A 14,372-nucleotide genomic window follows, 5' to 3' on the forward strand; every position below is an offset into this window, starting at 1 on the left:
CAAAACCGACAAGAGGCGATGCAATGAGCAATCCGACCAAAGCAAGGAAAAGCGACAGTTCTGTTGATGCCTGGGCCATTTTGTTCCTGATTATCCTGGTGGTGGGCACCGCAGTGTTCTGGGTCAGCCATCAATAGGTTCGAGCCGTTGCCGGCCACATGAAGGTCTCGCGTTCATGTGCCGGTTCGCCACCCGGGTCGTTATACTGGGTGGCGTATTACTTGGGGCGGGCGGGATGTCGAAGTTTATCTGCAGGCTATTGGGGCTGTTATGCCTGTCATTCTGGACGCAGGCCCAAGCCGCCCATGTGGTTTCTTCTTCCGAGGCGTTGCCTGGCAGTTCGACTGCTCCTTCGGTCGTGTTCCTGAACCCGGGCCACTCCACCGAACCCTTCTGGGTCAGCTACACCGAATTCATGCAAGCGGCGGCAAGCAAGCTGGGCTTGCGGCTGCGCGTGGAGTATGCCGGGCGCGATCCCCAACTGATGATTCGCCTGGCGCGCGAGGCCGTCACGGCGAAGGACCGTCCGGACTACCTGGTGTTGGTCAACGAGCAATATGTCGCCCCGCGGATCCTGCAATTGGCGCAGGGCAGTGGGGTCAAGCTGTTCCTGGTGAACAACACGTTGACCAGCGATCAGACTCGCCTGCTGACAGAGAACGGTGCCGCACCTCCCGAGTTGCTCGGCAGCCTGGTGCCCAATGATGAGCGCAGCGGTTACCTGATGCTCAAGGAACTGTTGCGCCAATACGGACCGCTGGCACCTGGGCAGACCCTCGATTTGCTGGCTTTTTCCGGGAAGAAACTCACCCCTTCGGCGCAACTGCGCGAGAAGGGCCTGCTCCGGGCGCTGGCCGAGCACCCGCAAGTGCATCTGCGCCAGTTGGTCTATGGCGAGTGGAATCGCGAACGGGCTCATGAGCAGGCGAGCCAGTTGGTCAAGCGCTATCCGCAGACCGCGCTGGTCTGGTCGGCCAACGATGAAATGGCCCTGGGTGCCATGCAGGCGTTCGAGGCGGCGGGTCGCCAACCGGGCAAGGATGTGTTGTTCAGCGCCATGAACAGCTCCAGGGCGGCGCTCCAGGCCCGTATCGACGGGCGCTTGAGCGTGCTGTTCACCGGGCACTTCAGCTTGGGAGGGTGGGCCATGGTGCTGCTCCATGATCACGCCCGAGGCGTCGACCTCGCGCGTCATGGCGGTTACAACCAGCAGATCGACCTGATGCAATCGCTCGATCCGGCCCGCGCCCGCGCGTGGTTGAACATGAATCCCGCCAAGGACTATCGCCTGGACTTCAAGCGCTTCAGCCTGGTGTCTCACCCGGATGGCGAGCGCTATGCCTTTTCGCTCGATGCCCTGGGGCGGCGCTAGAGCGACTCAGATCGAGACGGGCGGTATGGCTGTTTCGTTTCGCAAGAGGCCCGGTTCCATATTTGCAGATCCGTTCTATACGCCCGCAAAGTACAACACCAGATTGACGATCCCATACAACGTCAACCCGAAAATCACCGTAAACAGGATGCCCAGCAGAATAAAGTGACTCGGCTTGCCGTGGGTGAAGTCGCGGGCGCGGTTTTTTCCGCTTTGCACGCCAAGGGCCGCCGCTCCCACGCTGTGGAGCATTTGCCAGAGGGTGGGCGCCTTATTTTCGCTTGGTTCGTCCATGATGCTCTCCATACACAAGGTCGTATGTGGAGAGCATAGCCAATCTCTGCAGGCTTAAATCCCTCATTACACAGTTTCCCATCGACCTATAACTATGTACCGCCCATGCGGTTCGCTAAACGGGTCTGCTGTCGCTTCATTCAAAGGAGCGATGTATGTCACCCAATTCCACACAGTCCCCGGAAAAAATACAGCCAAAGCCACGGGCCACGGAGAGTCTGCACGCGGACTTCCTGGAAGCCGCCATGCCGGCATGGCTCATCGAGGCTTCGACGCAACGCAGGCAGGCGATGAAGCAAGTCGGAACGCAGATGCCGGCCTGGTACGCGAACGCTTCGCCAGAGCAACGCAAGGTCGTGGATGCCTGTTTTAAGGAAAGTCTTGCGGCACAGAATCAACTGGATAAGACCATGTCCTCATTCCAGGACATCGATACCTTTGCCAGGCCGCTGTTGGTTCAGGCACTGAAAGATCAATTCAAGATAGAGCTGGATGTCGACAAGACCTTGTTGTGCCTTAGACGAGCCACGGAAATGGGTGTGTTCAGGATAGAAATTGGTACGTTTGAGTTGTTGAAGCTGCCTATGCTGCAGGCCGCGCTGCACAACTTCGAAAGTTGGGAATGCGATCACGGTGCCTACCACCATAGCTCCGGATTTGTCAGGGAAACGGGAACCCCTGACGCATACGCACCCGTGGCTCTGAGCCTGTCGGTAAGCCAATTCCTCACCCTGTGCCGTACCCTAGATATCGGTACCAAGTACCAGGCCTACCTCAAATCGTTTTTTTACCCGGCTGACGCGGCGATCGAAACGACTTTGCGCCAGCACTTCATTGCCAGCCAGAAAACCGCGATGAGGGCCGCCGCCGAACAAGCGCTGCTGGCAAAGGATATCGAGCCCGGGGATCACGCGATGATTCTTTCGGTCATCGAGGGGGAGAACAACCCTTGGCTGGGCAAAAAACCGGTCTGGTTCGAAGACATGACCGTTATGAAGCAACGGCTGGTGGGCTGTGTTGCGTTCACGATTTGTGAAATGCATCGCTACAGCGATGAAACGATTCTCTACGTGCCTCATGACCCCGAACATCCGCTGAAGCGTTACAACGGCGATCAACTGAAAACACGCATCAAACAATTGCTTACCACGCCCGATACTGGGCAATCTCAAGACATCGGCCCCACGCCTTATCAACGTTTTTTCAGTCAGTTCGTGCCGTACGATATGCGGCCTTATTTCTTCAGTCAGTTTGTCCAGGAAGCGGCCCATTCACTAGGCGATACAGTGATTTCTATAGGCGAAACCATCAGCGATTCGCCATGGATGATTTTCATCGAGTCCACTAATCCAGCCTATAGCCTGACGTACATTAAAAATCCTGCCCCCAAACACCCAAAAATGCAGCGTGAATCTGATCCCTATATCGCAGCTTCGACGGTGAGCCGCAAAGGGCAAGCATTGTGGGACGATAACTTGGATCCGTGGGACTACCTCTATGATCGACATCGTGAAAAGGTACTGGCCGATGCGCGCAGTCATGCGGTTCCAACGGATGATGTCGACACCAAGGCAAGGGATGCAAAGCTGGCCCATTTAATGGAGGAGGGTCTGTTTGCACTCAACCTGGTATCCATGTTCGTTCCGGTGTTGGGCGAGGTCATGATGGTCGTCATGGCGGGACAGCTTTTATATGAAACCCTTGAAGGTGCGGTCGAGTGGGGCGAAGGCGACAAACGGGCAGCCAAGGCTCACTTGATCGACGTCGCAGAAAACCTGGCGTTGATGGGCGCGATGGCCGGTGTGGGGGCCGGGGTCAGCAAGCTGGCCGCCATCAAGCCTGAACCGGTGATCGAGTGCCTTGAGCCTGTGACGTTGCCTAATGGCGAAACACGCTTGTGGAAGCCGGAACTGAGTAGCTATGAAAGCGCTGTAACACTCACCGATACGAGCACTCCGAACGCGCTGGGGCAATACGAAGTCGATGGGAAAACCCATATTCGTTTAGGGGGAAAGGTGTACGAGCAGTTTTTCGACGCATCGATCCACAAATGGCGAATCAAGCATCCAACGGACGAGGCGGCGTACCAACCTATCCTCCTGCATGACGGCAACGGAGCCTGGCGGCATTCGCTGGAGCGCCCGATGGCGTGGGATCGCCTGACGCTGCTCAGGCGCATGGGCCATGAGACCGCGGCGTTTTCGGATGAGATGCTGCTCAGGCTCGCCGATGTCAGCGGCGTCAGCGATGACGCGCTACGCAAAATGCACATGGACCGAATGATGCCCCCTCCCGAGCTGAGGGATGCGATGCGGCTGTTCAAGGCGGATGCCGAGGCCGCGCAGGTGATTGATCAGTTGCAAGCTGAAGAAAATCCGGGAGGGTTAACCCGGCAGCAAGTTTTTGAAAGGATCTACAAGGGCACGGAACCTGTGGACAGTCGTATCAGGATTTTGCAGCGTGAGTGCCCAGGCCTTAGCGAGGCTGCCGCCCAAGAGGTCATCGCCCACGGTAGTGCTGCGGATCTCGCCCGTCTTGACGCAAAGCGCCGCGCGCCGTTGAACATGCTCGAAGAGGCTCGCTGGTATGCACGACAAGGACGTCAGGTTCGGGCGTATGGGGGATTGCACAGCGACAATATCGTTTCGGCGGACAGCCGACGCTTGGCATTGCATGCCCTGGAAAGACTGCCGGGCTGGCCCGTTACGCTGCGCCTGGAAGTGCGCGAGGGAAGCGACGCGGGTGCGCTGCTCGAAAGTATCGGCGACAAGAATGCGCCTGAAAAAAAATACCTGATCAAAAACGGACCTGGCTATCAGGCCTTCAATGAGCTGGGTGACGAACCGGGTGGCATGCCCCTGCGGGGCGGCAACTTCTACCGTTCGATCCTGCAGGTTCTGCCCGCTGATGCGCGTTCCGCCCTGGGGCTGCCGGAGGGGAACGGCCCCGAGCTGCAACGCATGATCATCGATTACGCCTACCTGCATCGTGGGGACATGACCCAGCTCCTTGAAACCCCCGCCAAGCGCTTCAAACCACCGGTTCGCGTGAGCGCGACGCTCAAGGGGTATTACGCGAGCGGCCGGGGTAGGGGAATGCATCCTTCCATTGAGGCGCGGGTGGAGGCACTTTACCCCAGCGAGCCACAGGCCGAGGCGTTCATCAGGCAACAACGGGGCAAGACCGAACGGCAGATCTATTTGGAACTGCAAACGCGCCAGCGCGAGTGGGAGTCGCTCGACGGCACGCTTGAACAATGGCTGGGCGAGACGCTCGGCAGCCCGGCCGATGCGCATAAAAATAGGTTTGCGCAGGCGCTCAGGGACGGTTGGCGCAATCGCCCGTTAGCGCAAGAGTCCCCCGAAGGCGCGCGGCTGGTGCTTTCCTGTGAGGTGTCGCTGCCCCCAATAGCCACCCATTTTGCGCATGTACGGGAATTGTCGGTGATTGGCGGCGGCATGACAGACGCCAATGCGGATGCCTTCCTGGCACTTTTCCCTGGGGTCACGAAATTGGAGATTGGCCTCAGGGAATCCGGATTCCTCGATCTGTCCTTCGGGCACCCGCCGTTGACCACCTTGCCGCACGCGGTGAGCCAGATGCCAGGACTCACCAACTTGCGGTTTTCCACCGCTGCTGTCTCGCTGGCCGAGAGTTTTCCACAAAGGCTCTCTTCGCTGACTTCACTGGAGGTGCTGCACATCGATTACTCAGGTTTCGATCAGACCGCCATGCACAACCTTGACCTGACACCATTGAGCCGTTTGCGTACGTTGAAAATCGAGGCGCCTCAAACGTTATCGCAATGGCCTGAATACGTGCAGCGTCTTCCCCGGCTCGAACGCCTGGAGCTGTCGCGCACATCGATACGTACGCTGCCGGATGCAATATTCGAAGGGCACGAAAAGTTGTGGGCCGGGCTATCGCTGAATTGGTCAGCGCTGACTCCGCAAGCGTTCGCGCGCGCCTACCGGTACGTCAGCGAATACTCGGGAGCGTTCGGCCATTTGGTGGACGTGGATCAAATGGTGGACGGCTACTGTCGCGGGCAATTGCGCTTGCTGGTCGGGGAGGCCGAGTCTGTCGGGCGCCTGCCCGTGAAATTTGACAGTGCCTCCAATACTCCTCAGGAACGATTTGCTGCGGTAGAAGCACTCAGGGCTGAACACGATGGAATCTTTGCGCAGTTTTTTTTCGAGCCGACGGGGGCGGAAGATTTGTCATACGCCTTGCTTTCGCCAGTGTGGTGGGAGGGCGGAGGTCTGTTGTTTCGAGCGTTGCGAGACAGCTGGCGCGGTGCTGTACGCCAACGCCTGGGTTTGCCGACCGCAGGGGGCTCCTTGTTTGAGCTGCCGGCTTCCGGGTCTGCTCTTCCCGGTAAGCAGTTTGCGGCGCTCCCAGCGTTGCCGCCCGCAAGTTTCTCCCACGTAGAAACGCTGCGCTTGGGATCGTTGGATGTTTCCCCCCGGCAGGCGCGCAACTTTTTCAGGGCCTTCAGCGGTACGCGAACATTGGAAATAAGCGGCAACGGCTTCACCGAGCTGCCTTTCGACGCCGAAGACTTGCCGGCCTTGACGCAACTCGATATGCGCAACAACAACCTGCTCGTCACGCCCACTGTTCAAGCGCAGTTCAATGGGTTGACGCTGCTTGAGCAACTGAATCTGGAAAACAACCCGCTCGAGACGCTTGATGTCAGTGCCTTGACCCGGCTCAAGGCACTGGGCCTCAAAGCCACCCAGTTGCGGGCTTGGCCAACCGGTGCCGAGAACCTGACGCAGCTTTCCTGGCTTGACTTGCGGGATAACCAACTGCAGTCATTCCCGCCAACAGTGCTGTCCAATGATGAAGTCCTGTTAAAGACCCATTTGGCCGGTAACCTCTTCAGCCCTGAAGGCGAGGCAGCCTTGAGTGCGGCATATCAGCGAGTCGAAGATGCAAGAGGGCTTCCCCATGGGGCATTGGCTCGATTTGCCAAGGAGTCTGTACCGGATCAATTCCCGCCGACGGAAACAAGCTGGTCGATCGCTCAACTTCTATTACCGCCGCCCGAGGCGTCGGCCGTGGTCGAGGGGGATGCGGGACGCAAACTGCGCCTGCAGCGGCTGGATCCGATCCTGAACCAGGAACAGGCAGCCCTGAAGCTCGGGCAATGGCGTGAAAACGGGATGACCGAGACGCAGATCGACGACCAGGTCAGCCAGTGGCATCAATCGTGTGTCTCGCTGACTCGTCGGTTGAATGACTGGCTCTTCATCAGAGAAGTTCGAGTCGCAGGGGGCACCGTTTCCGCGCAAAGCCGCGCGCTGGCGGCCAAGAGCATCCGTGAGGTTTGGCAAGAGGGACTGATACGCCACGGTGGGGCAGGACAAACACTCAGCCTGCATGGCCTGCAATTGGGCGACTTGCCTGAGTTGGGTGTGCAATTTCCTGGCGTGACGACGCTGGAGCTTTCGGGTGTCTTGCTGACCGAACGGGGCTCAAACGGTTTCTTCGGTTCCTTTGCTCATTTGAATCGATTGGACCTGGGCGGCAATGAACTGACCGCCGTTCCGGATGCTGTCCTGCAAATGGAGCAGTTGGAGCATCTGGGATTCGGTGATAACTATTTGCCGCCTGCGGCGGCTTACCCGTTATTGACAAACGGTCGCCTGCGTTCGCTTAACTTGACCATTAATAGACTGGTCACGTTCGATCCTCCGGATTTTGGCCAGATCGAAGCACTGGACCTCAGCTATAACGACATAGAAAGCTGGCCCAGCCAGCTATTGAACGCGCAAGAGCTGGGTGTGCTGAACTTGAGCGGCAACGAGTTTACTGATCTTCCGGCGGGGTTGCTGGATGGCAGCCACCAGAGGCTCGTGGACGGAATGGATTTGAGTGATAACGAAGACCTGTCGCTCAACACATTTTATGAACTCAGGGATTACCTTGAGTCAGGCAATCGCGAAGAGGTTTTAGGGTTTTCCCGAGACGAAATCGATAGCCTGATCGCTACGTCAGAGGCGCCACAAGACGATAGCTCGGACTTCAATGACGACTCCGATGGTGGCGCAGGCGCTAATGGCCGTCACGATCCACATGCTTCTGTCGCTGCGGTCGAACCTCTTCTTGATCCGACGGGCGACGCATCGGCCGAGGCGCTGAGTCCATGGCTGGTGGGCTCAAACAGTGAACAAATCACGGTCCGGAGCCGGATCTGGGCGCAGTTGGCCGAAGAAAACGATCACGAGCGGTTCTTCCAATTGCTTGCGCTGTTGCCCGATACGTTCGATTTCAGGTTTGACCGGGCAGAACTGACGCGACGGGTCTGGAACATCATGGACGCTGCCAGCGAAAACAGTGAATTGCGCCAGTTGCTGTTTCAAAACGCCGAAACCCACGGTACTTGCATCGATGGCCGCATCTTGACCTTTAGCGAGTTGGAAGTGCGTGTGTTTGTCTTTCAGGCCTTGCGTGACATTCCGCTGGATCGCCCGATGCTTAGGGGCCGTGCGTTGCTGCGCTTGTCGCGGCAGTTGTTCCGGCTGGAGAGGGTTGAGACGTTGGCCGAAGCGGCTGGCCAGGGCAGGGATCGGGCGGAAGTGCGCTTGCGTTATCGCATTGGCCTGACGAGCGGATGGGGCGACGGCATCGATTTGCCGGGGCAGCCTACGCACATGGCGTTCGGCGCGCCGATCACTGGAGAACTGGCGGCGCGCACCCGCACCTCGATTCTTGAGGCAGAGCGCAGCGATGCGCTATTGGTGAGCATGGTGTCGCGTGATTACTGGATGACCTATCTTCGGGAGCGACATCCACAACAAATGCGCAATATCGAAGACGTTGTCGCCAATAGGCGTCATGAGCTCCTGGACGCACTGGAGGATCGCCGGGCTGATGGCGGAATCGATACGCCGCGGTACAACCTGGAACTCAATGCGTTGGGCAGAACAGTCGATGCCCTGCGCACGGAGAAGCTGGTTGAGTTGACGCGAAGCGAGTTGAACGATTTGCGAAGCACCGTTGGTGAAGCGGAGCAATCCGGTACCCGGTCACCCCAACCTGGACCGTCACGCCGCAACTGATCCGCAGTTGCGGACCTGAAGGCCGATCTGTCGATACCGGTGCCGTCGATGGGTCGGTTTGCTGATGTTAAAGCGTAGGCTTGTTTGCTGCTCTAGTGTCCTGTTTCGCAAATACGTTTCTTTTTTGGCGAGTGGCTGTTGTCGTCAGGCAACGCAGCATGACGACAACAGACGCCGTCAAAAAGGAACAGTATTTGTGATACAGGACACTAGCTACTGTCATATCTGACAGTAGTCGTCCCGGTTTAATGGGATCAGTCTTATGGCTCCTGTCTTCGCAAGGAAATACGCCATGAATACTGGAAATCCATTCTCTACGGCTGGGCGCTCCGGCCTGACAGCGCTGACGTTGGTACTTGCGCTGCCCGCACTGGTCAGCGCTGCAACCGATAGCCCCGAAAATTCGCCCCAAGCGACGTCGGCCAGTATATATGCCGATACAATCGGCAGCGCGCGCTTTGAGCGTTCGGCTATCAAGGTTGAGCAGGGGTACACGGTAGAAAGCGGCAATTTGTACACCCGCGATGGCGAAACAGGCTCGCTGGTGGTGGTCAGGTCGCCTGATGGTGCGGTCACCGCGATTGTCGATGAGCCTGGCAAGCGCGGTTTGTTGGTGGTCGATGCGCAGGGGAAAAGCACTTTTACCCAAGAACCGCCCAACGATTATATGACTCCCGATACCGTTGAGATGTCTGAGACTTCAGTGCCTGCGGTGGACAGTTCAAAAGCTGGTGAGCCGCGCTATATCGATATGCTGGTGGCTTACACCGCCTATGCCTTGGGTCGATTGAATACAGACCCTATCGCCTTTGCTCTGGCACAACTGGAGTCAGCCAATCTCGGCCTCAGGAATTCACGGGTTGAGAATCTTTCCTTGCGACTCGCCGCAGTAAATGTTTTTGACGTGACCCACGATACTTCGGACCCAGGACTGCGCGCTTGGCAGACTATGCTGGAGCCTTACAGAACACTCTATAGCACTGACGTCAGTGCAGCTTACTCAGTGGAAGGGGATGCGGGTGGAAGAGCTTTGTTGTCTGGCTATACGAGTGTTAACAACTGGGAACTGCCAGCCGCTTTTCGACATGAGGTTGGGCACAATGCTGGTGGCCAACACTGCAACGACAACCCAAGCAAATATAATTTTGGCTATAACAATGGAAAATCCCGTACTTACCTTTGCGGTAACCAGGTTCCTTATTATTCGACGCCTGCTATCAACGACGCGCATGGGTTGCCATTGGGTAATGCGCAAACCGCCGATATGGCTCGTGTATGGCGAGAAAATACCGCGCGATTGACGGGTTACAATCCAGAGTTGCCTGGTTTGCGTATGATGGTCGTTAGTCCGCCGGGAACCGATCCGAGTGTGATTGCTCGGCTATACCTTCCTATTGAAGCGGGGGCCGATGCTGGGGTCGTCGCGTTGGATTCAGCTACAGGGCCTACCCAATTGGTGCCCTATGTAAATCATTCGGAAACACGTCTTAATGTGAAGTTGCGCAACGCCGCTGGGGTTGATGTCAACGTAAGCTTAATTGCTCGGCGCGAAAGGGCCAGTTGCCGTTCAGAGATGAACTCGGGCAGCGGATGTTCGTCGGTTTCTGGTATGTATCTTGAGCTCCGTTATTTTCCAATGAGTGGGAGCAATGCTTCATTGCCTTCCGGATACTACAACGGACTTTTAAAACTTGAGGTTCGACAGGCAAATTCCGACTGGAAGTTGCCGGTCAATATTGCTATTTCGGTAAAGAAGTGAATGTACAAAAGATCGCAGGCTTCGCCAGCTCCAGGAACTCACAAGCCCATAGGCGCTGGCGGAGCCTGCGATCTTTCAAGGACGCTTAGTTGTCGTAACCCAAATTCGGCGTCAACCAACGCTCCGTCACGCTCAGTTCCTGGCCCTTGCGCGCGGTATAGCTCTGCACCTGGTCCTTGTCGATCTTGCCCACGGCGAAGTATTGCGCCTGGGGATGGGCGAAATACCAGCCGCTGACCGCCGCTGCCGGGAACATGGCGTAGTGTTCGGTGAGGAACACACCGCTGCGCCCGGCCTTCAGTTCGCTGGCCTCGGGGTCGAGCAGGCGGAACAGGGTGGCTTTCTCGGTGTGGTCCGGGCAGGCCGGGTAGCCGGGGGCAGGGCGGATGCCGGTGTATTGCTCCTTGATCAGGGCGTCGTTGTCCAGGTGCTCGTCCTGGGCGTAACCCCAATGTTCCTTGCGCACCTGCTGGTGCAGCCATTCGGCACAGGCTTCGGCCAGGCGGTCGGCCAGGGCCTTGACCATGATCGAGTTATAGTCGTCGCCGGCCTCCTGGTAGGCCTTGGCGACTTCTTCGGCGCCGATGCCGGCGGTGGTAATGAAACCGCCGACGTAGTCGGTCACGCCGCTGTCCTTCGGCGCGACGAAGTCGGCCAGGGAGAAGTTCGGCTTGCCATCGGTCTTGATGATCTGTTGGCGCAGGTGATGCAGGCGCGCCAGTGGCTTGCCATCGTCGCCGTAGACTTCCAGGTCATCGTCGTGCACCTGGTTGGCCGGCCAGAAGCCGAACACGGCGCGGGCGCTGATGAGTTTCTCGTCGATCAACTTGCGCAGCATCGCCCGGGCGTCGGCGTACAGCGCGGTGGCGGCTTCGCCGACCACTTCGTCGGTGAGGATGCGCGGGTATTTGCCGGCCAGGTCCCAGGAAATGAAGAACGGTGTCCAGTCGATGTATTCGGCCAGGACGTTCAGGTCGATGTTATCCAGCACCTTGGCGCCGGTGAAAGTCGGCTTGACCGGCTGGTAGCTGCTCCAGTCGAACTGTGGCTTCTTGGCCACGGCGGCGGGGTAGCTCAGGCGCTCGGTGCGGGCGCTGCGGTTGGCCGTGCGTTCGCGCACGTCAATGTAGTCCAGGCGGGTTTTCTCGACGAAAGCCGGCTTGAGTTCCTTGGACAGCAACTGGGTCGCCACGCCCACGGCGCGGGAGGCGTCGGTGACGTAGATCACCGCGTCGTTGCTGTACTTGGGCTCGATCTTCACCGCCGTGTGGGCCTTGGAGGTGGTGGCGCCACCGATCATCAGCGGCAGGTGGAAGTCCTGGCGCTGCATCTCGCGCGCCACATGCACCATCTCATCCAGGGACGGGGTGATCAGCCCAGACAGGCCGATGATGTCGCATTTCTGCTCCTTGGCCACCTGCAGGATCTTCTCCGCCGGCACCATCACGCCCAAGTCGACGATGTCATAGCCGTTGCAACCGAGCACTACGCCGACGATGTTCTTGCCGATGTCATGCACGTCGCCCTTGACCGTGGCCATCAGGATCTTGCCCTTGGCCTCCGGCTTGTCGCCTTTTTCCGCCTCGATGAACGGGATCAGGTGGGCCACGGCCTGCTTCATCACGCGGGCGGACTTGACCACCTGGGGCAGGAACATTTTGCCGGCGCCAAACAGGTCGCCGACGATGTTCATGCCGGCCATCAGCGGGCCTTCGATGACCTCGATCGGCCGGGCGAACGACAGTCGCGACTCCTCGGTGTCCTCAACGATGTGGGTGGTGATGCCCTTGACCAGCGCATGCTCCAGGCGCTTGTTCACTTCCCAGCCGCGCCATTCCTCGGTTTCCGCTTCCTTGACGCTGCCGTCGCCCTTGTACTTGTCGGCGATGGCCAGCAAGGCGTCGGTGCCTTCGGGGGTGCGGTTGAGGATCACGTCTTCCACGGCGTCGCGCAGTTCCACCGGGATCTGGTCGTAGATCTCCAGTTGGCCGGCGTTGACGATGCCCATGGTCAGGCCCGCGCGGATTGCATAGAGCAGGAACACCGAGTGGATCGCCTCGCGCACCGGGTTGTTGCCGCGGAACGAGAAGGACACGTTGGAGACCCCGCCCGAGGTCAGCGCGTAGGGCAGTTCGTCGCGGATGTAGGCGCAAGCGTTGATGAAATCCACGGCATAGTTGTTGTGCTCTTCGATACCGGTGGCGACAGCGAAGATGTTCGGGTCGAAGATGATGTCTTCCGGCGGGAAGCCCACTTCATTGACCAGGATGTCGTAGGAGCGTTTGCAGATTTCCTTCTTGCGCGCCTCGGTGTCGGCCTGGCCGGCTTCGTCGAAGGCCATCACCACCACGGCGGCGCCGTAGCGCTTGCACAGCTTGGCGTGATGGATGAACTGCTCGACGCCTTCCTTCATGCTGATGGAGTTGACGATGCCCTTGCCCTGGATGCACTTGAGGCCGGCTTCGATCACTTCCCACTTGGAGGAGTCGATCATGATCGGCACGCGGGAGATGTCCGGTTCGCCGGCAATCAGGTTGAGGAAGGTCACCATGGCCTTCTTCGAATCGAGCATGCCCTCGTCCATGTTGATGTCGATCACCTGGGCGCCGGCCTCGACCTGTTGCAGGGCCACTTCCAGGGCTTCGGTGTAGTTGTCTTCGCGGATCAGCCGGGCGAACTTGGCGGAACCGGTGATGTTGGTCCGCTCGCCGACGTTGACGAACAGCGAACTGCGATCGATGGTGAACGGTTCCAGGCCCGACAGGCGGCAGGCCCGCGGGATCTCCGGGATTGGCCGCGGCGCGTAGCCGGCCACGGCTTTGGCGATGGCTTCGATGTGCGCCGGGGTGGTGCCGCAGCAGCCGCCGACAATGTTCAGGAAACCGCTCTGGGCGAACTCTTCGATGACCTTGGCCGTTTCGGCTGGCAGTTCGTCGTATTCACCGAACTCATTGGGCAGGCCGGCGTTGGGGTGGGCCGATACGTGGGTGCTGGCCTTGTTCGACAGCTCTTCCAGGTACGGGCGCAATTCGCTGGCGCCGAGGGCGCAGTTCAGGCCCACGGAGATCGGCTTGGCGTGGGCCACCGAGTTCCAGAAGGCTTCGGTGGTCTGGCCCGAGAGGGTGCGGCCGGAGGCGTCGGTGATGGTGCCGGAGATCATGATCGGCAGTTCGACGCCCAGTTCTTCGTAGACCCCTTGCACGGCAAAGATCGCCGCCTTGGCGTTCAGCGTGTCGAAAATGGTTTCGATCAGGATCAGGTCGGCGCCGCCCTCGATCAGGCCCTTGGTGGCCTCGGTGTAGTTTTCCACCAGTTCGTCGAAGGTCACGTTTCGGTAGCCGGGGTTGTTCACATCCGGTGACAGCGAGCAGGTGCGGCTGGTCGGGCCGAGCACGCCGGCGACGAAGCGCGGCTTGTCCGGGGTTTCCAGGGTCTTGGCGTCGGCCACTTTACGGGCCAGGCGCGCGCCTTCCAGGTTCAGCTCGTAGGCCAGGCTCTGCATGCCATAGTCGGCCTGGGACACCTGGGTGGCGTTGAAGGTGTTGGTCTCCAGGATGTCGGCGCCGGCATCCAGGTAGGCTTTTTCAATGGCACCGATCACGTCGGGGCGGCTGAGCACCAGCAAATCGTTGTTGCCCTTGACGTCGCTCGGCCAGTCGGCGAAGCGCTTGCCGCGGTAGTCCTGTTCTTCCAGCTTGTAGCTCTGGATCATCGTGCCCATGCCGCCGTCGAGGATCAGGATGCGTTCCTTGAGGGCTTGCTGGAGAAGATAAAGGCGAGCGCTGCGATCAGACATAGGACTACCTGGAAAAAAGACCATTACGAAGGCCGGGATGATAGCAAACCTGTGCAGGATTTGATCATGATGGGCTTTTGCATG

5 protein-coding genes are annotated in these 14,372 nt (G+C 58.8%); 3 read left to right on the top strand and 2 right to left on the bottom strand.

From position 1 onward, the window contains the following. Window positions 1-235: 235 nt before the first annotated feature. Complete coding sequence (locus B0E42_RS10015; RefSeq protein WP_053187113.1) at window positions 236-1,372, top strand: ABC transporter substrate-binding protein; 1,137 nt, start codon at window positions 236-238, stop codon at window positions 1,370-1,372. Window positions 1,373-1,447: 75 nt separating this feature from the next. Here B0E42_RS10015 and B0E42_RS10020 read toward each other — a convergent pair whose 3' ends face one another. Then, on the bottom strand, window positions 1,448-1,666 hold the full coding sequence (locus tag B0E42_RS10020) for a DUF2970 domain-containing protein (protein WP_018604755.1): 219 nt from the start codon (window positions 1,664-1,666) through the stop codon (window positions 1,448-1,450). A 155-nt stretch (window positions 1,667-1,821) separates the two neighbouring features. On the opposite strand from B0E42_RS10020, the gene B0E42_RS10025 reads away from it, so the two are divergent. Beyond that, a complete protein-coding gene (locus tag B0E42_RS10025) occupies window positions 1,822-8,733 on the top strand; it encodes an NEL-type E3 ubiquitin ligase domain-containing protein (RefSeq protein ID WP_077506302.1) in 6,912 nt (2,303 codons plus the stop codon). A 292-nt stretch (window positions 8,734-9,025) separates the two neighbouring features. After that, on the top strand, window positions 9,026-10,492 hold the full coding sequence (locus B0E42_RS10030) for a hypothetical protein (RefSeq protein ID WP_077506303.1): 1,467 nt from the start codon (window positions 9,026-9,028) through the stop codon (window positions 10,490-10,492). Window positions 10,493-10,577: 85 nt separating this feature from the next. Here the strand turns inward: B0E42_RS10030 and metH are convergent, their stop codons facing one another. Then, window positions 10,578-14,288, bottom strand: a complete 3,711-nt coding sequence (gene metH / locus B0E42_RS10035) for a methionine synthase (protein ID WP_077506304.1) — start codon at window positions 14,286-14,288, stop codon at window positions 10,578-10,580. Between the last annotated feature and the right edge of the window lie 84 nt (window positions 14,289-14,372).

This window comes from Pseudomonas sp. A25(2017) (genome assembly GCF_002001065.1).
Classification (GTDB): domain Bacteria; phylum Pseudomonadota; class Gammaproteobacteria; order Pseudomonadales; family Pseudomonadaceae; genus Aquipseudomonas; species Aquipseudomonas kilonensis.

Bases quoted from the DNA above. Each gene is read 5' to 3' on its own strand.
- B0E42_RS10015 (WP_053187113.1), top strand. From the start codon at position 236: ATGTCGAAGTTTATCTGCAGGCTATTGGGGCTGTTATGCCTGTCATTC.
- B0E42_RS10020 (WP_018604755.1), bottom strand. From the start codon at position 1,666: ATGGACGAACCAAGCGAAAATAAGGCGCCCACCCTCTGGCAAATGCTC.
- B0E42_RS10025 (WP_077506302.1), top strand. From the start codon at position 1,822: ATGTCACCCAATTCCACACAGTCCCCGGAAAAAATACAGCCAAAGCCA.
- B0E42_RS10030 (WP_077506303.1), top strand. From the start codon at position 9,026: ATGAATACTGGAAATCCATTCTCTACGGCTGGGCGCTCCGGCCTGACA.
- metH (WP_077506304.1), bottom strand. From the start codon at position 14,288: ATGTCTGATCGCAGCGCTCGCCTTTATCTTCTCCAGCAAGCCCTCAAG.